Annotated in this window: 19 protein-coding genes and 1 tRNA gene; 11 read left to right on the top strand and 9 right to left on the bottom strand. The window is 67.5% G+C overall.

Annotation, left to right across the window (positions count from 1 at the left end):
- Position 1 precedes the first annotated feature (1 nt).
- Both Q5H94_RS09325 and Q5H94_RS09320 read left to right on the top strand, forming a co-directional pair.
- On the top strand, positions 2 to 1,027 hold the full coding sequence (locus Q5H94_RS09325; protein WP_304560987.1) for a glycosyltransferase family 4 protein: 1,026 nt from the start codon (positions 2 to 4) through the stop codon (positions 1,025 to 1,027).
- A 210-nt stretch (positions 1,028 to 1,237) separates the two neighbouring features.
- Positions 1,238 to 1,915, top strand: a complete 678-nt coding sequence (locus Q5H94_RS09320) for a DUF1013 domain-containing protein (protein WP_304560986.1) — start codon at positions 1,238 to 1,240, stop codon at positions 1,913 to 1,915.
- A 113-nt stretch (positions 1,916 to 2,028) separates the two neighbouring features.
- Here the strand turns inward: Q5H94_RS09320 and Q5H94_RS09315 are convergent, their stop codons facing one another.
- The 3 genes from Q5H94_RS09315 to Q5H94_RS09305 all read right to left on the bottom strand — a co-directional run bounded on the left by Q5H94_RS09315 (position 2,029) and on the right by Q5H94_RS09305 (position 3,644).
- Positions 2,029 to 2,388, bottom strand: coding sequence for an STY0301 family protein (locus Q5H94_RS09315; RefSeq protein WP_304560985.1), 360 nt, complete (start codon positions 2,386 to 2,388; stop codon positions 2,029 to 2,031).
- Entirely contained in the window at positions 2,375 to 2,806 is a 432-nt protein-coding gene (locus Q5H94_RS09310) for a BPSL0067 family protein (RefSeq protein WP_304560984.1), read from the bottom strand. Before Q5H94_RS09310 ends, Q5H94_RS09315 begins: the two co-directional genes overlap by 14 nt.
- Before the next feature lie 91 nt (positions 2,807 to 2,897).
- Positions 2,898 to 3,644, bottom strand: a complete 747-nt coding sequence (locus tag Q5H94_RS09305; RefSeq protein WP_304560983.1) for an energy transducer TonB — start codon at positions 3,642 to 3,644, stop codon at positions 2,898 to 2,900.
- A gap of 151 nt (positions 3,645 to 3,795) precedes the next feature.
- Here Q5H94_RS09305 and Q5H94_RS09300 point away from each other — a divergent pair, with 151 nt between their 5' ends.
- Positions 3,796 to 4,419 carry a glutathione S-transferase family protein gene (locus Q5H94_RS09300; RefSeq protein ID WP_304560982.1) on the top strand — a complete coding sequence of 208 codons (624 nt, stop codon included), beginning with the start codon at positions 3,796 to 3,798 and terminating at the stop codon, positions 4,417 to 4,419.
- A gap of 7 nt (positions 4,420 to 4,426) precedes the next feature.
- Here the strand turns inward: Q5H94_RS09300 and Q5H94_RS09295 are convergent, their stop codons facing one another.
- The 4 genes from Q5H94_RS09295 to Q5H94_RS09280 all read right to left on the bottom strand — a co-directional run bounded on the left by Q5H94_RS09295 (position 4,427) and on the right by Q5H94_RS09280 (position 7,671).
- Positions 4,427 to 5,503 carry a PLP-dependent cysteine synthase family protein gene (locus tag Q5H94_RS09295; RefSeq protein ID WP_304560981.1) on the bottom strand — a complete coding sequence of 359 codons (1,077 nt, stop codon included), beginning with the start codon at positions 5,501 to 5,503 and terminating at the stop codon, positions 4,427 to 4,429.
- Positions 5,500 to 5,691, bottom strand: a complete 192-nt coding sequence (locus Q5H94_RS09290) for a DUF1289 domain-containing protein (RefSeq protein WP_304560980.1) — start codon at positions 5,689 to 5,691, stop codon at positions 5,500 to 5,502. Before Q5H94_RS09290 ends, Q5H94_RS09295 begins: the two co-directional genes overlap by 4 nt.
- A gap of 4 nt (positions 5,692 to 5,695) precedes the next feature.
- A complete protein-coding gene (locus tag Q5H94_RS09285) occupies positions 5,696 to 7,135 on the bottom strand; it encodes a DEAD/DEAH box helicase (RefSeq protein ID WP_304560979.1) in 1,440 nt (479 codons plus the stop codon).
- A 98-nt stretch (positions 7,136 to 7,233) separates the two neighbouring features.
- Positions 7,234 to 7,671, bottom strand: coding sequence for a hypothetical protein (locus Q5H94_RS09280; protein WP_304560978.1), 438 nt, complete (start codon positions 7,669 to 7,671; stop codon positions 7,234 to 7,236).
- A gap of 110 nt (positions 7,672 to 7,781) precedes the next feature.
- Between Q5H94_RS09280 and Q5H94_RS09275 the strand changes: the two genes are divergently transcribed.
- Entirely contained in the window at positions 7,782 to 9,218 is a 1,437-nt protein-coding gene (locus Q5H94_RS09275) for an FAD-binding oxidoreductase (RefSeq protein ID WP_304560977.1), read from the top strand.
- 58 nt (positions 9,219 to 9,276) lie between these two features.
- Positions 9,277 to 10,053, top strand: coding sequence for a SapC family protein (locus Q5H94_RS09270; RefSeq protein ID WP_304560976.1), 777 nt, complete (start codon positions 9,277 to 9,279; stop codon positions 10,051 to 10,053).
- A gap of 330 nt (positions 10,054 to 10,383) precedes the next feature.
- Here the strand turns inward: Q5H94_RS09270 and Q5H94_RS09265 are convergent, their stop codons facing one another.
- A complete protein-coding gene (locus tag Q5H94_RS09265; protein WP_304560975.1) occupies positions 10,384 to 11,235 on the bottom strand; it encodes an N-formylglutamate amidohydrolase in 852 nt (283 codons plus the stop codon).
- Positions 11,236 to 11,359: 124 nt separating this feature from the next.
- Here Q5H94_RS09265 and cpdR point away from each other — a divergent pair, with 124 nt between their 5' ends.
- Together cpdR and Q5H94_RS09255 are read left to right on the top strand one after the other, a co-directional pair.
- Entirely contained in the window at positions 11,360 to 11,734 is a 375-nt protein-coding gene (gene cpdR, locus Q5H94_RS09260; protein ID WP_304560974.1) for a cell cycle two-component system response regulator CpdR, read from the top strand.
- Between the two features lie 82 nt (positions 11,735 to 11,816).
- Positions 11,817 to 11,891, top strand: a tRNA-Val gene (locus tag Q5H94_RS09255).
- A gap of 52 nt (positions 11,892 to 11,943) precedes the next feature.
- Here Q5H94_RS09255 and Q5H94_RS09250 read toward each other — a convergent pair.
- On the bottom strand, positions 11,944 to 12,204 hold the full coding sequence (locus tag Q5H94_RS09250; RefSeq protein WP_304560973.1) for a hypothetical protein: 261 nt from the start codon (positions 12,202 to 12,204) through the stop codon (positions 11,944 to 11,946).
- Positions 12,205 to 12,309: 105 nt separating this feature from the next.
- On the opposite strand from Q5H94_RS09250, the gene Q5H94_RS09245 reads away from it, so the two are divergent.
- The 4 genes from Q5H94_RS09245 (at position 12,310) to Q5H94_RS09230 (ending at position 17,486) form a co-directional block, all read left to right on the top strand.
- Positions 12,310 to 13,881: a putative bifunctional diguanylate cyclase/phosphodiesterase gene (locus tag Q5H94_RS09245; protein WP_304560972.1), complete on the top strand. Its 1,572-nt coding sequence runs from the start codon at positions 12,310 to 12,312 to the stop codon at positions 13,879 to 13,881.
- On the top strand, positions 13,878 to 14,603 hold the full coding sequence (locus Q5H94_RS09240; RefSeq protein ID WP_304560971.1) for a LysM peptidoglycan-binding domain-containing protein: 726 nt from the start codon (positions 13,878 to 13,880) through the stop codon (positions 14,601 to 14,603). The genes Q5H94_RS09245 and Q5H94_RS09240 overlap by 4 nt, the downstream gene beginning before the upstream one ends.
- Before the next feature lie 217 nt (positions 14,604 to 14,820).
- Complete coding sequence (locus tag Q5H94_RS09235) at positions 14,821 to 16,458, top strand: serine/threonine-protein kinase (RefSeq protein WP_304560970.1); 1,638 nt, start codon at positions 14,821 to 14,823, stop codon at positions 16,456 to 16,458.
- Between the two features lie 14 nt (positions 16,459 to 16,472).
- Positions 16,473 to 17,486, top strand: coding sequence for a type VI secretion system-associated FHA domain protein (locus Q5H94_RS09230; RefSeq protein ID WP_304560969.1), 1,014 nt, complete (start codon positions 16,473 to 16,475; stop codon positions 17,484 to 17,486).
- The last annotated feature ends 140 nt before the right edge of the window (positions 17,487 to 17,626 follow it).

The following is a 17,626-nucleotide window of genomic DNA, read 5'->3' as shown; positions in this document are numbered from 1 at the left end:
GGTGCGTATCGCCATAGCCACAGACGCATGGAGCCCCCAGGTGAACGGGGTGGTTCGCACGCTGCAATCCGTCCGCGCCGAGCTGGAGCGGCAGGGGCACGAGGTGCTCGTCGTCTCGCCCGATCTGTTCTATTCGCTGCCGTGCCCGACCTATCCCGAGATCCGCCTCGCGCTGACCAGCACGGCGCAGGTCGGCAAGCTGCTCGCCGACTTCAATCCGCACGCCATCCACCTCGCGACCGAGGGGCCGGTGTGCCTTGCTGCAAGGCGCTGGTGCATGGTGCGCGGCTTTCCGTTCACCACGGCGTATCACACGCAATTCCCGGATTACGTGTCGGCGCGCACGGGCGTGAACCCGGAATGGATCTGGCGCTACATCCGCTGGTTCCATGAGCCCGCGCAGGCGATCCTCGCCTCGACGCCGTCGATCGAGGCGGCGCTCAACGAACACGGCCTGCACCGCGTGCGGCACTGGGGCCGGGGGGTCGATCTTTCCACTTTCTCGGATACGCTGGTGCCGTCGGCCGCGATCCGTGCGCTGCCCGGCCCGATCCAGCTCTACGTCGGTCGCGTCGCGGTCGAGAAGAATATCGAGGCGTTCCTGACGACGCGCCAGCCCGGCACCAAGGTGATCGTCGGCGACGGCCCGGCGCGCGCTTCGCTCGAGGCGCGCTATCCCGAGGCGACGTTCCTCGGGCCGCTGTTCGGTGCCGATCTCGCCGCCGCCTATGCCGCCGCCGACGTGTTCGTCTTTCCGAGCCGCACCGACACCTTCGGACTGGTGATGATCGAGGCGCTCGCCTGCGGCACGCCCGTCGCGGCCTATCCTGTGACGGGACCGATCGACGTGCTGACGCCTGCGGTCGGCGCCATGGACGAAAATCTCGACAGCGCCATCGCCGCAGCTCTCACCCGCGACCGCGCGGCCTGCGCCACATACGGCCAGGGCTTCACCTGGGAAGCCAGCGCCCGCCAGTTCCTGACCGCACTCGCCCCGATCGGGCTGGACGACGCGATCGCGGCGTAGCGTCCTCTTCATCCTCTCCCGCCTTCGCGGGAGAGGCAACGGAGACTTGGTTCGCGCACTTCGGCGCGGACCTAGTCGCAGTCGGTGAGGGTCTTTTGGGAGGGGGCCATAAGCCACCGCTTGCCCCGCACCGCGGCTTGCAGTAAGTCTCGATCATTACAGGCGGCCGCTCCGAGAGGGGCGGCCCTTTCTATTTCAAGGAGTTTCCCCGTGGCCCAGCCGCTCATGCCGCACGCGACCGCATCGTGGCTCGTCGACAATACCTCGCTCAGCTTCGAGCAGATTGCCGAGTTCTGCGGCCTGCACATCCTCGAGATCCAGGCGATCGCCGACGATACCGCCGCGACCAAGCTGACCGGGCGCGATCCGGTCCGCGCGCACGAGATCACGCTGGAGGAGATCGAGAAGGGCCAGGCCGATCCCGATTACACGCTGCAGATGCTGAAGGGCCCCGAGCAGGTCCGCCGCACCAAGGGCCCGCGTTACACGCCGGTTTCGAAGCGGTCGGACAAGCCCGACGGCATCGCCTGGATCATCCGCAACCATCCCGAGATCACCGACGGCGCGATCAGCAACCTGATCGGCACGACGCGCACGACGATCGCCGCGATCCGCGACCGCAGCCACTGGAACATCCAGAACATCACGCCGAAGGATCCGGTCACGCTCGGCCTGACGACGCAGCGCGAGCTCGACGCTGCGGTGGCGAAGGCGGCAAAGGCTGCCGGTCTCGAAGCCCCGGTCGACACCCGGCTGGAAGGCGACCGCGAGGCGCTCATCACCGAACTGCGTGCTCAGCGCGACCAGGCGGTCCGCGATGCCGAAGCGATCGAGCGCGGCGAAGCCGCTCCCGCCGAGCCGACTGCCGAGACGCTGTTCCGGCGCTGAGCCACCTGTTCCCCGGCGAAGGCCGGGGTACAGTTACGCCGGTCCTGATAACAAAGCGCAGCGTAAGTTACTGCTGCCTTCCGACTGGACCCCGGCCTTCGCCAGGGAACAGCTCACTTACAGCTGAGCGACTTCGCCTTCGCGCCCTGCGTCAGCGCGCAGGCCTTGACCGGCACCGTCAGCTTGATCTCGACCGGCTGCGGCTTGCCATAATCGCAGCGCAGGAACACGTGCCGCCCGGCCTTGTAGACATAGCCGAGATCCCACGTATCCACGCGGCCCGCCTTTGTCTTGCGGCCGCCGTCGGGCACCAGATCGGCCATCTCCGCGAACGGCCCGTCGAACACGCTGACGCTTTTCAGCGCCGCGCCGTGCAGCACTGCCGGACATTGCGGGGCGGGCCCCTTCGCATCCGCCGCGCAAGCGGTGCAGACGAGCAACGGCGCGAGCAGCGCGGCCTTAGTCGACGACATAGAAATTGTCCCCGTTGTTGGACAGGCCCTTCGCGCCGAAGCGCAGCGTGCGCGAGTGGATCGGGCTGCCGCTGCCGGTAACCCATTGATCGACGACCTGAATACCCGTCGTCGTCTGCCCGTCATAGATCGCCGCATGGCCGGAATAGCGCCCGTCCGCATTGAAAGTCGCGATCGCCGTGCCCTTGACGATCGTCGTCAGGCCCTTGACCTGCGCGCCCTTCTTCCACGCCGCCGTACTGACCGGGATGGTCGTGCATACGGTCGTCACGAACGATACGCACTGGCCACAGAAATCGGGGCTGTGGGTGTTAGTCGGATATTCCGCGAACGGCCCGAGCGAGGAGGAGCGCGTGCAGACCCACTGGCCCATCGGCGCGTTGGCGTTGGTCAGATAATTCGCGGCGATATAGGCCATATCCGTCTCCCCGTCGTCGTTTGCGCCCCTGATAAGCGCCTGTACGGAAGAGGCAAATAGTCCGTGTCGATGACAGTCTGATGGCCGCCTGTCAGCGATCGCCGTCCTGCGGGTTGCCCGCCGAGACCCAGGTATGGTCCTGCCCCTCGACGCGCGAGCGGATCTTCTTGCCCGCGCGGTCGCGCGCCGGTTCGTAGCGGTAGCGCTCCTCGATCAGGCGGCAGGTGGTCGCGTCGATCTCGCCGTTGCCGCTGGTACGCGCGACGCGGCAGGCGGTGGCGCGGCCGTCGGCCTCGACGGTGAAATCGACATAGACCGTGCCGCGCCACCCGCGTGGGATGCTCTTGGGAAAGTCCGAGTCCTTGATGCGGCCGCTCTTTTGATAGGCCTCGCGCGCGATGCCGCCCGCGCCTTCGCCATTGCCCGATCCGCCGCTGCCCGTGCCGTTGCCGACACCGCCCGCGCCGCTGCCCGGGCCCGCCACGTCGGCCGCGCCCGCTCTCGCCTGAGCGCCGAGGCCGGGCAGGGGCGCGGCGATGACGGGGGAGGGCAACGGCATCAGGATCACCGGCGGTGGTGCTACCACCTCGGTCGCTTTCGATCGGAGATTGGGCGGGGCGGACGCGCCCTCCGCCTTCTTGCTCTCGACCGGGTGCTGCTTCACGGGTTCGGGTCGTGGGGGTGGGGTGGGTGCCACGTCGAACATGGTGAGCGCGGGGTCGTAATGGTGGGAGATCGTACGGGATGTCGCCAGCATCCAGAATGCCACCAACGGGACCGCCGCCGCGACGATCGCAGCGGGCAGGCGCGCTTGGTTGGTGGCGTGATAGGATGACATCGGACGAACCTCGGGTGTGGCGCGGGGGTAATCAAGGCGCGGGCCGCTTCGGCGGACAACGCGCGGCCCCGGCGTCCGGTCCCACCGCCGCGACGGGGTTGACGGGCGGACCGTTATTTGTTCCACTCATGTTCTATCTGGGGAGATGACGATGGCCGAGCTGACATTCTACACGAACCCGCAATCGCGCGGGCAGATCATTCGCTGGATGCTGGAGGAGGTCGGCGCGCCGTATGAGACGGTGGTGCTCGACTATGCGACGACGCTGAAGGGCGCGGAGTATCTCGCGATCAATCCGATGGGGAAGGTGCCCGCCATCGTCCATGACGGCAAGGTCGTGACCGAATGTGCGGCGATCTGCGCGTATCTGGCGGATGCCTTCCCCGAAGCCGGGCTCGCGCCGCCGGTGAACGACCGCGCGGAATATTACCGCTGGCTGTTCTTCGCAGCCGGGCCGGTCGAGGCGGCCTTCACCAACAAGGCGCTCAAGGTCGAGGTCTCGCCCGAGCAGCAGCGCATGGTCGGCTACGGCACGTTCGAGACGGCGATCCATGCCGTCGAGAAGATGCTGGAAGGACGCGCGTACGTGACCGGCAGTTTCAGCGCGGCGGATCTGTATCTTGGTTCCGAACTCGGCTTCATGATGCGCTTCGGCATGCTGCAGGCGGGCCCGGCGACCACCGCCTATGTCGAGCGGCTGACCTCGCGCGACGCCTACAAGCGCGCGGCGGAGATCGATGCGGCGGCGGCGAAGGAACTCGCACCGGCGGAGTGAGGGCGCGTCAGGGGCGTTCCAGCAGCAGCGCGCGCATCCGCTCGCCCGCGGCCTGCCAGGCGATGCCGTGCTCCGCGAGCCAGGCATCGTCGTAATAGGTGTCGCGGTAACGATCGCCGCCGTCGCACAACAGGGTGACGATGCTGCCCTCGGTGCCGGCGCGAGCCATTTCCTCGACGATCCGTGCGCAGGCCCACAGGTTCGTGCCGGTCGATCCCCCGACGCGCCGCCCGATCGCCAGCGACAGCGCGCGCATCGCACCGACGCTGTCGGCATCCTCCACCGCGATCATCCGTTCGATGATGGCGGGCATGAAGCTCGCTTCGACTCGCGGACGGCCGATCCCCTCGATCTTGGAGGCACAGCCTTCCGGTATCGCCGTAACCGCACGGTCGGCGAAATGGCGATGGAATACGGAGTGTACAGGATCGGCGACGCAGAGCCGGGTCGCGTGGCGTTGATAGCGGATGAAGCGGCCGATCGTCGCCGACGTTCCGCCCGTGCCGGCCCCGCACACGATCCAGCTCGGCACCGGATGCTTTTCCTGCGCCATCTGCGCGAAGATGCTCTCGGCGATATTGTTGTTGCCGCGCCAGTCCGTCGCGCGCTCGGCATAGGTGAACTGGTCGAGATAATGGCCGCCGGTCTCGATCGCGAGCCGCTGGCAGACGGCGTAGACGGTGCGCGGATCGGCGACCGTATGGATCTCGCCACCGTGGAAACGGATCGCATCGAGCTTTGGCACCGCCGTCGTCTCCGGCACCACGGCGATGAAGCGCAGGCCCAGCATCCGCGCGAAATAGGCTTCCGACACTGCGGTCGATCCCGACGACGCTTCGATGATGCACGTGTCCGGCCCGATCCATGCGTTGCACAGCGCATAGAGGAACAGCGACCGCGCGAGCCGGTGCTTGAGGCTGCCGGTCGGGTGCGAACTCTCGTCCTTCAGGTACAAAGTGATGCCGGGATATTTCGGCAGATCGAGCCGGATAAGGTGCGTGTCGGCGGAGCGATTGTAATCCGCCTCGATCTTGCGGATCGCCTCGGCGAGCCAGCCGCGGTCGATATCTTGCGTCGTCATCATGCCTGCCTTTGCCGCGCCGGCAGCGCCGCCATCACCTCGGCGCGCCACTCGGGCGTGCCGCTGCCCCAGCGCGCAATCTCGTCGAGCGTGCGCAGGCAACCCTCGCAAAGCCTGGTCGCGCGGTCGATGCGGCAGATGTTGATGCAGGGGCTCGCGATCGGCGGAACCTGCGCGACGACATCGTCCACGGCGTCAGTCCGCCGCGATGCGCGCCATCAGGAAGTCCGGCATCGGGCCGTTCCAGCCGTCGTCGGGGGTGGTGTCGGGCTCGTGATGCTCGCGGGGACGAGGCGCACGATCCTCGCGCGGCGGGCGGCTGTCGCGGGCCGGACGTTCCTCGCGCGGCGCGCGTTCCTCGCGAGGAGCTCGCTCTTCGCGTGGCGGCCGGGCTTCGCGCGGCGCACGCGGCTCGCGCGCTTCCGGCGCAGCAGCTTCGGCGGGCGCGGCCTTCACCTCGGGCTTGCGACCGCGGCCACGCTTGCGCGCGCCGCCTTCGCCCTCGGCCTGCTTTTCGTCGGCGGCGCCTTCGAAGCGCTCGATCTTCATGCCGGTGAGCTTCTCGATATTCTCGATATTCTCGGCATCCTCGGCGGTCGCGAAGGTGAAGGCGGTGCCGGTCGCGCCCGCGCGACCGGTGCGGCCGATGCGGTGGACGTAATCGTCGGGGTGCCACGGCGCGTCATAGTTGAAAACGTGGCTCACGCCCTTGATGTCGAGCCCGCGCGCCGCGACGTCGGAGGCGACGAGGATGTTGACCTCGCCCTTCTTGAACCGCTCCAGCTCGGCGAGGCGCTGCGGCTGTTCCATGTCGCCGTGGATTTCGGAGCTGCGATAGCCGTTACGCTGCAACGCCTTGTTCAGCTCGCGCACCGTCGTCTTGCGGTTCGAAAAGATGATCGCGGTGTTGACGTTCTCGCTGTCGAGCAGATCCTGCAGCTTCTCGCGCTTCTTCGCGGAGGTGACGGGCACCAGCCACTGCTTGATGTTGGTGTTGGCGGTGGCGGGCCGCGCGACCTCGATCGTCTTGGGATTGCTCAGGAACTTGTCGGCGAGCTTCTTGATGACCGGCGGCATCGTCGCCGAGAACAGCAGGGTCTGGCGCGTCGGCGGCAGCTTGGTGCAGATTTCCTCGATATCGGGGATGAACCCCATGTCGAGCATCCGGTCGGCCTCGTCGATCACCAGCAGCGAGCAGCCGGTGAGCAGGATCTTGCCGCGCCCGAACAGGTCCATCAGCCGGCCCGGCGTCGCGATCAGCACGTCGACGCCCTTTTCGAGCGCCGCCATCTGGTCGCCCATCGACACCCCGCCGATCAGCAGCGCCATCGAGAGCTTGTGATACTTGCCGTATTTCTCGAAATTCTCCGCCACCTGCGCGGCGAGTTCGCGCGTCGGCTCGAGGATCAGCGAGCGCGGCATGCGTGCGCGGCTACGGCCATGCGCCAGGATGTCGATCATCGGGAGCACGAACGATGCGGTCTTGCCGGTGCCGGTCTGCGCGATGCCGATGATGTCGCGCATCATCAGCACGCTCGGGATCGCGCTCGCCTGGATAGGCGTCGGCTCGTTATAGCCGGACTCCGTCACGGCTTTCAGAAGTTCGTCGGAAAGGCCGAGATCGGCAAAGGTCATGCAAGTTCCGGAAAAATAAGAGGCCGGCGGGCGAGAGCGCTCGCGCGGGCAGCGTTCCGCTTGCGGATTAGGGGTAGTTTGTCAAGGGAAAGAGCCCCTCAGGGCTTGGGTACGATCATCGAAAAGGTCGCGATCGGGCAGACGCTGCCTGATCGCGAGCGCACGGCATCGCGCCCGGCGCAGATCTTTCCGTCGCTGGTCGGCTTCAGATAGAGGTCGGGATAGAAATCGAGCGCCGGGCAACCACCCTCGAACTTGGCACGGATGCGGTCGCCCTCCTCGGTCATCAGATCGATACTGTCGCTGCCGTTGATGATCGCGCGTTCCAGCGCGCGCATATCTACGCATTTCGGGCCCTTCTTGCGCACGAAGCGCGGCTGCTCCGGCCTGCGCGGCGGCTCCGGGGCGATCATGCGCGGGATGCGGATGACGATGCGCTGGTGGATCGTCATCTGCGCAACCGCGACGCGCGGCTGATCGGCCGCCGCGGGGGCGAGCGTGAGCAAGGCGAGGGCGGGGAGGGCTGGATTCGACATGCGGCGCCTCCCGGTTACGCGCTTTGCTTGAACGGGTGATGAACTCCCCGTCATCCGCTTCGGTGCCACAAATTGCGGGGGCCTGCGAATCCGTGATAGGCGCGGCGGCCATGACGCCAGCCCAGTCCGATCTGATCGCACAGACGCGCGCGGCGCTGGGCGAGAAGGCCGTCGTCACCGATCCGGCCGACATCGCGCCGTGGCTGAACGATTGGCGCGGGCGCTATCACGGGCAGGCGGCGGCGATCCTCGCGCCCGACAGCACCGAGGGCGTGCAGACGATCGTGCAGAGCGCACACGCGCTCGGCGTGGCGCTGGTGCCGCAGGGGGGGAATACCTCGATGGTCGGCGGTGCGACGCCGCCTGCGGACGGCTCGGCGCTGATCCTCTCGACGCGGCGGCTCAACCGCATCCGCGCCATCGATCCGGCGGCAGGGCTGGCGGTGGTCGAGGCCGGCGTGATTCTCGAACATCTCCACGCGGCGGCGGAGGCGGAGGGGATGCGTTTCCCGCTTACGCTCGGCGCGCGCGGCAGCGCGACGATCGGCGGCCTGGCCTCGACCAATGCCGGAGGCACGCAGGTGCTGCGCTTCGGCACGATGCGCGCGCTGGTGGCGGGGATCGAGGCGGTGCTGCCCGACGGCACACTGCACCAGGGGCTCTCGCCGCTGAAGAAGGACAATCGCGGCTACGACCTCAAGGAGTTGCTGGTCGGCGCGGAGGGGACGCTCGGCATCATCACCGCCGCGACGCTCCGGCTGGTGCCGGTGGCGCAGGATGTCGCGACCGGGTGGATCGGCGTGGCCTCGCCCGCCGACGCGCTGAAGATCCTGCGCGCGCTGGAGGCGCGTTCCGGTGACGCGATCGAGAGTTTCGAGCTGGTGCCGAAGCTCGCGCTCGATCTCGTGCTGAAGCATATCCCCGGCACCCGCGCGCCGCTCGCGGGGTCGCATCCGTGGCTGGTGCTGGTCGACTATGCGGGGGCCGATGCGCGCGCCTCGCTCGAAACGCTGCTGCAAGGCGTGCTGGAGGAGGGACTCGCGGCCGACGCCGTGGTCGCTGCGAATGAGACGCAGGCCACCGCCTTCTGGCGCCTGCGCGACTCGATCTCCGAGGCCGAGCGTGCCGAGGGGCCGACGATGGCGCACGACATCTCCGTCGCGGTCGACCAGATGCCCGATTTCATGGTCCGCGCCGCCGCCCGCGTCGAGGCGGCGTTTCCCGGCGTGAAGGCGACCGGCTTCGGCCATCTCGGCGACGGCAATGTCCATTTCCACGTCAACGCGCCCGCCGGGGTGGACGCCGATATATGGCGGCGCGAGGTCGGCGAGCCCGCCAGCCACCTGGTCTATGATCTCGTCAACGCGGCCGGCGGGTCGATCTCCGCCGAGCATGGCATCGGCCAGATGAAGCGCGACGAGCTCGAACGCCTGTCCTCGCCCGCGCGCATGGGCGCGCTCCGGGCGATCAAGCGCGCCTTCGATCCCGGCGAATTGATGAACCCCGGCAAGCTCGTCACGCTTGCGCCGACGCTTCCCTCGAAATAGAGCCAGCCGCCAATCGGCGCTGTTCGGCCCCGCTACTTGAGTTTATTGGAGACACGTCATGGCCAGCGCGCCGCAAGCAGCCCCGCTTCCCCTGTTCTACAACGCGCTCGAGCCGCTTTCGAGCAACGCCCACGCGGCCTTCCGCCTGCGCACGATGGAAGCGGCACCGTTCCTCGCCACGCAGCACGCCATTCCCGTCACCGTCGACGAGTTCATCCACGCCCAGCGTTCGATGCCGATCGTCTTCACCGACGGCGACGATTCGATCCCGATCGCGCTGATGGGCCTCAACGAAGGCGTCAACGTGTTCGTCGACAACGGCGGCAAGCTGATCGACGAGGGTATCTACGTTCCTGCCTACGTCCGCCGCTACCCGTTCATGCTCGCGCGCCTCACCCCCGATGCGCAGGAGCTGTCGTTGTGCTTCGATCCGACCGCCGACGCGATCGGCACCTTCGATGACGGCCAGGCCCTCTTCACCGGCGACCAGCCGACCGAGGTCGTGCAGAGCATCCTGCAGTTCAACGAGATGTTCGAACAGGCCGGCATGCGCACCGCCAATTTCATGAAGGAACTGCGCGAGCTCGACCTGCTGATGGCGGGCGAGGTCTCGATCCAGCCCGAGGGTGCCGAACAGCCCTTCATCTACCGCGGCTTCCAGATGGTCAGCGAGGAAAAGCTCAACGATCTGCGCGGCGACCAGCTTCGCAAGATCCAGAAGAGCGGCATGCTGCCGCTGCTCCACGCGCACCTGTTCTCGCTGCAGTTGATGCCGAACCTGTTCGAAAAGCAGGTCCGCCAGGGCAAGATGCCGACGCCGCAGCTGGCCATTTGATCAGGTAACGGCACCGGCTTGCTCCCCCACCCCGCCTCCCACCGGTATCATGAACTGGAAGGCGGGGTGGGGGAGCGGGCCGGTGCCGCGATCCGCGTGGGCGGATCAGATAGCGTGCGGCGCGTCACCGAATCGTAACAATTGCGACAAAGTGTTTCCGTGCGACGAAGTGAAAATTATCGCACTTGAAGCCCCAAAACGCGTCACCTATATCAGTTGCACGCGACCTCGTGTCCCCCCTTTCGTGAGGTCGCGCGATACGCCTCCGGGCGTATCTCCTCCCTGAACCTTGGCCACCGCGTGCTTGCACGCGGTGGTTTTTTATGTGCGCTATTCCGCGGCGAGCGGCAGCGCGCCCGACAGCGCCTCGTCGGCGACCGCGGTGATGATCCCGCGCAACAGCGCGGCGGTGGCGGCGAGGCCCGCGCCGGGCTCCGCCAGTGCCGCGTCGAGGTAGAGCGAGCGGTCGAACTCAAGCTGGATCGCATGGATGCCGGCTTCCGGCCGCGCGTGCGTCTCGATGACGTACCCGCCCGAATAGGGCGCGTTCAGCGCCGATGGCACATCGCCCGCCACGGCCTCCGCCTCGATCCGCGCGATCAGCCGGGCTGGCGCGGTGCGGCCGAAACGGTCGCCGATCACCAGCTTCGCGCCCCCGGACGCAAGCGGCGGCATCGAATGTATGTCGAGCAGCACCGCCACGCCGAACCGCGCCTGCGCCGCCGCCAGCAACGCCGACAGCCGCGCGTGATAGGGCCGGTGATCCTGCTCGATCCGCGCCTGCACCTCCTCGCCGTCGAGCTTGCGCCGCCAGATGTCGTTCACCGCCCCCGCGCGCCGCGGCACCAGCCCGAGCCCGCTGCGCAACCGCGCCGATGTCATCGGCACGCTGCTGCGCTGCACGCCGGAATCAATCGCGGGATCGCGTTCCTGCTCGCTGCGGTTGAGGTCGATCCACGCGCGCGGGCGGCGCTGCACGATCGCCGATTCGCGGGTCCGCGCCGCCAGCGCCAGCGTATCGGCGTGGCGATCTTCCAGCAGGAGGAGTTGCGACGGCTGCACCCGCAAGGCCGCGCGCATCGCCAGCGGATAGTCGCGCCCGGCATGCGGCACCGACAGCACGATGGGGCTGGCAGGCGTCTCGTCGCCATACAGATCGAAGGACGCGGGCGGGGATGGCATCGCCGCGCAGCCTAGGGCGAGCCCCGGCCCACCGCAATGCAGCTTTCTTGCGGCTGCTTTCCCGGCTGGAAAATGTTAAGGGCTTTGCGCATAACCAGCGTCTGACGATTTGGGCGGAGCCACGATGATCAGGATCCTGTTGGCGGAAGACGATGCCGTGATGCGCGAATATCTCGCGCGCGCGCTGGAACGGTCGGGCTACGCCGTCACGCCGGTGGACCGTGGCACCGCCGCGATTCCGCTGATCGAGACCGAGCATTTCGACCTGCTGCTCACCGATATCGTCATGCCCGAGATGGACGGCATCGAACTGGCGCAGCGCGCGGCCGAGCTCGCGCCGGATCTGCGCGTGATGTTCATCACCGGCTTCGCCGCCGTCACGCTGAAGGCAGGCAAGACGGTGCCGCAGGCGCGCGTCCTGTCCAAGCCGTTCCACCTGCGCGACCTCGTTCTTGAGGTCGATCGCATGTTCGACATGGAACGCGCGACCGGCATCTGAAAAAGCGATTGCGGTAGCGCTTGCGTACGCGGGCACTCCCCGCTATTGCGCGCGGCTCGCGGCGGGTTCGCCCGTCGCGCGTGGGCGTGTAGCTCAGTGGTAGAGCACTGTGTTGACATCGCAGGGGTCGCAAGTTCAATCCTTGCCACGCCCACCATAAAAACCCCGCAGGCCAATGGCTTGCGGGGTTTTTTGTTGCTCGCTCGGGATCAGGCCGGCGTCTCGGTCAGTTCCACGATCTCGAACGCATGGCTGCGCCAGCCGCGCATCTTCGCGGCATCCTCGGTCGCCGTCCGTTTGCGCCTCGCCTCGGCGAGCGAGCGCGTGTGGCCCCAGAACACTTCGGTCTTGCCGTTCTCCAGTACGGCGACGATCCGCCAGTAATGCGTGAACGGATCGGCGGTGGGGCCGATCGTCTTCACATAACCGTCGGGCAGGGTCGCCGTCAGATATCGCCGCTTGCGTGCCATGACGCTTCATAGCATCGCTAAGCTCTTGATTGCGATCAAGTTCCCCTTAACCGGCTCGTATCCTTTCCGCGCTACGCGGATAGCGTGGACCCGTATGCGCACCCCTTGACCAGCCCGCGTTCTGCGCGGCTCGTCGCCCTGTATGCGGGCGTCGCGGTGGCGGTCGTCCTGCTGGCGTGGGTGGATTTTTCGGCGTCCGCGCTCGTGTTCGCGGTGCTCGTCGCGGCCTTTGCGGCCGGAAACTGGCGGCTGCAACACAAGATCGAACGCGCGCGGGCGCAACTGGACGAAACCGGGGAGGCGTCGCTCGAACAGGGCATCGGCGTGCTCAAGCGCAAGCTGGCGGTGGTCAGCCATCGCCTCGCGCTCGAACATCCGGTCAGCGGACTGCCGATGCGCGAGGAACTGGTCGATCGGATTCGCGGCGACGCGCAAGGCATCCTCGGGGCGATCGCCTTCGTCGATATCGAACGCCTGACCGCCTTCGACCCTGCCCAGGCGGAGCGCGTGCTGGCGACCTCGGTCGCGCGGCTGCGGCGGATGCTGCCGGCCGATCGCTTCCTGGCGCAGGTCGATCGCGGCCATGTCGGCATCTGGTTCGGTGCCATGCACGACGAGACCGTCGCGCGCGCCGAACTGCAAGCCATCACCTATGCGCTCGGCGAGGCGATCGTCGACGAGGAGCGCGAGATCATGCCGCAGGTGCGGCTGCGCGTCGGCCGCTACGACGCGACCGAAGGGGCGAGCGCGGGCGCGTTCCTCGCGCGCACGCTCGCCTCGTTCGCCGCCGGCGAAGGCGCGACCGCGACCGACCGCGTCGATGCCGAACAGGCCGAGCGCGCGCGCGACCGCTACGGGCTCGAACAGGATCTTCGGCAGGCGATCGCGCGCCGCGAGCTGCGCCTGGAACTGCAGCCGCTGATCGACGCGACGCGCCATGTCGTCACCGGCGCGGAGGCGCTGCTGCGCTGGGACCATCCGGTGCGCGGACCGGTCTCGCCCGCCGTGTTCATCCCCGTCATGGAGGCGATCGGCCTCGCATCCGAGATCGGCACCTGGGTCATCAACGCCGCCGCCCGCGAGGCGCGCGACTGGCAGGCGCGGGGTTTCCGCGGCTGCGTCGCGATCAACGTCTCGGGCCTGCAGGTCGAGCGCGACGATCTTCCCGCCATCGTCGCGCGCACGCTCGATCGCTACGGGCTCGACCCCGCCAGCTTCGAGATCGAGCTGACCGAGAGCATGGCGATGAACAACACCGATCATTGCCGCGCGATCTTCTGGCAGCTCCGCAAGCTCGGCGTGAAGCTCGCCATCGACGATTTCGGCACCGGCTATTCGGGTTTCAGCTCGGTGCGCAACCTGTTGTTCGACAAGATCAAGATCGACCGCGAATTCGTCACCGACGTCGATACGCGCAAGGACAGTCAGGCGATCTGCCAGAGCATCATCGCGCTCGGCCGCGGCCTCGGCGTGCGCGTGCTGGCCGAAGGCGTGGAGACGCATGCCGAATACGCCTGGCTGCGCAAGCACGGCTGTCACCATTTCCAGGGCTATTATTTCAGCCGCCCGCTCACGCCCGAGGCATTCCTCGGCTTCGTGCGGCATGCGGACGAATTGCGGCCCATCCTGTCGCTCGGCAGCGACATCGCGACGATCACCGGAAGGCTCAGTGCATGACCATTTTCTACCGCCTGCGCGGCGCTCTCGTCGCGACATGCGCGCTCGCCGTCGCGGCCTGCAACAGCGGCACGCCGCGTCCGAGCGTCACGCCGCCGCCGCCCGCCGCCCGCGGCGCGGCCGGCGTTGATGCGATCGCCGACCTGCTCGATGCCGGCAATGAGCGGGCTGCGAAGAAGGAGATCAAGGCGCTGCTCAAGCGCGAGCCGATGAACGCATCGGCGCTGCTGCTGAAATCCTCGATCGATGGCGACCCGAAGGAGCAACTGGGGCCCAATTCCTATCCCTACACCGTGCGTCCCGGCGACAGCATCGCAGGCATCGCGCGCCGCCTGCTCGGCAACCGGCTCAAGGCCTATCAGCTCACGCGCTACAACGGCCTGAAGGCGCCGGTCGCGCTTCAGCCGGGCCAGACCTTGCGCATCCCCGGCACGCCGCCTGCGCCGCCCGCGCCGGTCCGCAAGCCGGAGCCGGATCGCGTGCCGCCGCCCGCCGTCGCGCCGAAACCCAAGTCGGTCGCGCCGAAGCCTGTTGCGCCCGCCGCCAACCCCGCTGCCGCCCGCGCCGCGCGCACGGCGGGTCTCGCCGCGCTCAATCAGGGGCAGGTGACGCGCGCCGTCGCCCTCCTGCGCCGCGCCGCCGCGCTCGATCCGGCCAATCCGGTGATCGCGAAGGATCTCGCCCGCGCGCAGCGCATCGCCGCCACGGTCAAGGCGCACTAGCTGTCCTACAGGCGGCGTTTATGCGATGACGATGGCGTTCTTTCTCATCGCGAGTCCGCCATTGGTGCAAAAATGGAAACGATCGCACCTGACATTTTCGATTCAGGTGTCAATCTGTCAAGCGAGGTATCACTTTCGGCGTCGGCGCCAGCGCAAACCAATGGTTAAGTCCTTCTACGTATACGGTTAGCGGGAGAAACCTTGGGCGTTTGTTTGAATGGCGATGTTGGGCCGTTACCGTATCGACGAATGTCTGGGCACCGGCGCGATGGCCGAGGTCTACCGTGCGCACGACCCCGAAATCGACCGTTCCGTCGCGATCAAGGTTCTCAAACCCGAATATGCCACCGATCCCGAGATCGGCGCGCGTTTCGTGCGCGAGGCGCGGGCGGCGGGCGCGCTCAGCCACGCCAATATCGCCACCATCTACGACGTCGGTGAAGCCGGCGGCATCGCCTATATCGCGATGGAGCTGGTCGAGGGGCAGCCGCTCGACACCGTGCTCGAACAGCAGGGCCGGATGCCGTACGAGCGCGTCCTCGCGATCGGCCAGCAGCTCGCCTCCGCGCTCGGCTATGCGCATCGCAACGGCGTCGTCCACCGCGACATCAAGCCGTCGAACATCCTGCTCTGCGCCGATGGCCGCACGGTGAAGCTGCTCGACTTCGGCGTCGCCCGCATCGGCGACACCAAGGGCGCGATGGTCAAGACGCAGGCCGGCACGCTGATCGGCACGCCGCGCTACATGAGTCCAGAACAGGCGCTCGGCCTGGCCGTAGATCACCGCTCCGATCTCTTCTCGCTCGGCGTCGTGCTGTACGAAATGGTGACGGGGCAGGTGGCGTTCTCCGGTACCTCGCTCGCCACGCTCGCGCTGCAGATCGCGCAGGAGAAGGTCGCGCCGATCGATCGCGTCACCAGCGATTGCCCGCCGGGCCTGCGCTTCGTGATCGACAAATTGCTCGCCAAGAAGCCCGAGGCACGCTTCGCCGACGGCGCCGCGCTCGAACGCGCGCTGGCGCAGGAACTGGTCGCGCACGACGATCTGCCGCGCGGCCGTCGCGGGCTGTCGCTGCGCATCAAGCTGCCGGTCGCGCTGGCGCTCGTCACCGCGACTGCGCTCGCCGGCTGCGCGGCGATGATGCTGTCGCGCGAGCAGGCGACGCTCGAGCACATGGCGATCACCTCGGGCAGCTCGATTACGGCCTTCGTGACGAACAACGCCGCCGTGCTCGCCGCCGACAATGCCGGGCTCGCGGCGGACCAGCAGGACTGGTCGGCGCTGCAGGCCTTCGCCGTCACCGCCAGCCGCGATCCCGCGATCCGCGATCTCGTCGTGGTCGATACCGGCGGCACGATCCGCGCGGCGGGCAATCCCAGGCTCGTCGGCCAGCGCTATCAGAAGCCCGCCGGCGAAACCGTGATGGCGAACGACGTGACGGCGGCAGGCAATACCGGCATCCGCTTCGTCCGCCCGATCACTTATGCCGGCGCGCGTTTCGGTACGGTCGATCTGGTCGTGCGCCGCAATGCGCTCGACGAGGCGATCGCGGGCGTACGCGCCTCGCTCGCCTTGCTGTTCGCGGTGGTGATGGCGGCGGTGCTGGTGGTCGGCTACCTCAGCGGCGCAATGGTCGCGCGACCGCTCTCGCGCCTGCGTCGCGCGCTCGACGACGCCTCGGCCTCGGCGTTCGCGCTGCGCATCTCGCACCGGCGCGGCGACGAATTCGGCGCGGCGTTCGACGCCTTCAACCGCCTCGCCACCACCGTCGAGCCGCAACTCCACGGCACGCCCGCCGCCGCAGTCGCCATTCTCGAAACCCGCATCGCCGACCCCATCAAGCGCGCCGCCTGAGGACTCCCCCCCAAATGTACATGCTTCAACTCTTCAACGTGGCGAACGAACTCCAGCCGATCGACGCGCGTCTGCTGCGTGAGGGGATGCTGACGATCGGGCGCGGCGAGGCGGCCGACTGGACCATCGCCGATCCCGAGCGCGAGCTGTCGCGCCAGCATTGCGAACTGGTGGTGGGCGAGGACGGCACGCTGCACGTCCGCTCGCTCGGCGCGAACGGCATCTATGACGACACCACCGGCGAGCGTTTCCCGGATTCAACTGACGTGACGGTGCCGGTGCCCTCGACCGTACGCCTCGGCCGCTTCCGTCTGAAGGCGGTGAAGGCGGGCCAGAGCGAGGAACCCGCCGATCCCGCGCGCACGATGGTGATGACTCAGCCATTCGGCGAATCGGTGCGCGTGCCCGAGACCTGGAGCGACACGCTGACGCTTTCCGCGTCGAACAACGGATCGTTGCTCGACGCCTTCTGCGAAGGTGCGGGGCTCGACCCGTCGCTGCTGTCGAGCGAAGATCCCGCCGAGATCATGCGCCGCGCCGGTGCGGTCTACCGCCAGATGGTGCTCGGCATCGGCGACCTGATGACCGAACGCGACCGCGCGCGCGCCAAGCACCAGATCAATCGCACGACCATCGCCGGCGCCGACAACAACCCTTTCAAATGGGCACCGACGCAGCGCCTCGCGATCGATCTGCTGCTGGCGGGATCAGGCAGCTTCCTGTCGGGGCCGGCCGCGCTGCAGGCCTCGCTGCGCGACATCAAGCGCCACATGATCGCGACCTTCGCAGGATTGCAGGGCAGCCTGCGTGCCGCGGTTGCACATTTCGATCCGAAAGTGATCGAAACGGTGACGGCCGACCGCACGACTCTGCTCAAGGGCAAGGCCGTCGTGCAGATCGAGGAAGTCTCGCGTCGCCACGCCGATATCACCGCGCAACTCGATGGCGATCAGGGCGGATCGCTGGAACGCGCCTTTCTGACGGCTTACGACAGCGCCGAATCACAATCATACAACGAGCGCCGCTAGGTTTTCCGGGGCTCCAGACTGAACGGTTATGAGTTTTGTCAATTGATGCCGAAAGCGATCAAATCAATTGCAAAGCCCTTCGCCACGCTATTCCCACATCGAAAATCGCTGCTATGATGAGATGTGGGGGCTGACAAGAA

The organism is Sphingomonas immobilis (assembly GCF_030580995.1).
GTDB lineage: Bacteria > Pseudomonadota > Alphaproteobacteria > Sphingomonadales > Sphingomonadaceae > Sphingomonas > Sphingomonas immobilis.
This window is presented reverse-complemented; position numbering and strand designations above follow the sequence as displayed.

What these genes read in the sequence shown, in the direction of transcription:
- Q5H94_RS09315 (WP_304560985.1), bottom strand. Translation starts at nt 2,388, where the DNA reads ATGTCGTCGACTAAGGCCGCGCTGCTCGCGCCGTTGCTCGTCTGCACC.
- Q5H94_RS09310 (WP_304560984.1), bottom strand. Translation starts at nt 2,806, where the DNA reads ATGGCCTATATCGCCGCGAATTATCTGACCAACGCCAACGCGCCGATG.
- Q5H94_RS09305 (WP_304560983.1), bottom strand. Translation starts at nt 3,644, where the DNA reads ATGTCATCCTATCACGCCACCAACCAAGCGCGCCTGCCCGCTGCGATC.
- Q5H94_RS09300 (WP_304560982.1), top strand. Translation starts at nt 3,796, where the DNA reads ATGGCCGAGCTGACATTCTACACGAACCCGCAATCGCGCGGGCAGATC.
- Q5H94_RS09295 (WP_304560981.1), bottom strand. Translation starts at nt 5,503, where the DNA reads ATGATGACGACGCAAGATATCGACCGCGGCTGGCTCGCCGAGGCGATC.
- Q5H94_RS09285 (WP_304560979.1), bottom strand. Translation starts at nt 7,135, where the DNA reads ATGACCTTTGCCGATCTCGGCCTTTCCGACGAACTTCTGAAAGCCGTG.
- Q5H94_RS09280 (WP_304560978.1), bottom strand. Translation starts at nt 7,671, where the DNA reads ATGTCGAATCCAGCCCTCCCCGCCCTCGCCTTGCTCACGCTCGCCCCC.
- Q5H94_RS09275 (WP_304560977.1), top strand. Translation starts at nt 7,782, where the DNA reads ATGACGCCAGCCCAGTCCGATCTGATCGCACAGACGCGCGCGGCGCTG.
- Q5H94_RS09270 (WP_304560976.1), top strand. Translation starts at nt 9,277, where the DNA reads ATGGCCAGCGCGCCGCAAGCAGCCCCGCTTCCCCTGTTCTACAACGCG.
- Q5H94_RS09265 (WP_304560975.1), bottom strand. Translation starts at nt 11,235, where the DNA reads ATGCCATCCCCGCCCGCGTCCTTCGATCTGTATGGCGACGAGACGCCT.
- cpdR (WP_304560974.1), top strand. Translation starts at nt 11,360, where the DNA reads ATGATCAGGATCCTGTTGGCGGAAGACGATGCCGTGATGCGCGAATAT.
- Q5H94_RS09250 (WP_304560973.1), bottom strand. Translation starts at nt 12,204, where the DNA reads ATGGCACGCAAGCGGCGATATCTGACGGCGACCCTGCCCGACGGTTAT.
- Q5H94_RS09240 (WP_304560971.1), top strand. Translation starts at nt 13,878, where the DNA reads ATGACCATTTTCTACCGCCTGCGCGGCGCTCTCGTCGCGACATGCGCG.
- Q5H94_RS09235 (WP_304560970.1), top strand. Translation starts at nt 14,821, where the DNA reads ATGGCGATGTTGGGCCGTTACCGTATCGACGAATGTCTGGGCACCGGC.
- Q5H94_RS09230 (WP_304560969.1), top strand. Translation starts at nt 16,473, where the DNA reads ATGTACATGCTTCAACTCTTCAACGTGGCGAACGAACTCCAGCCGATC.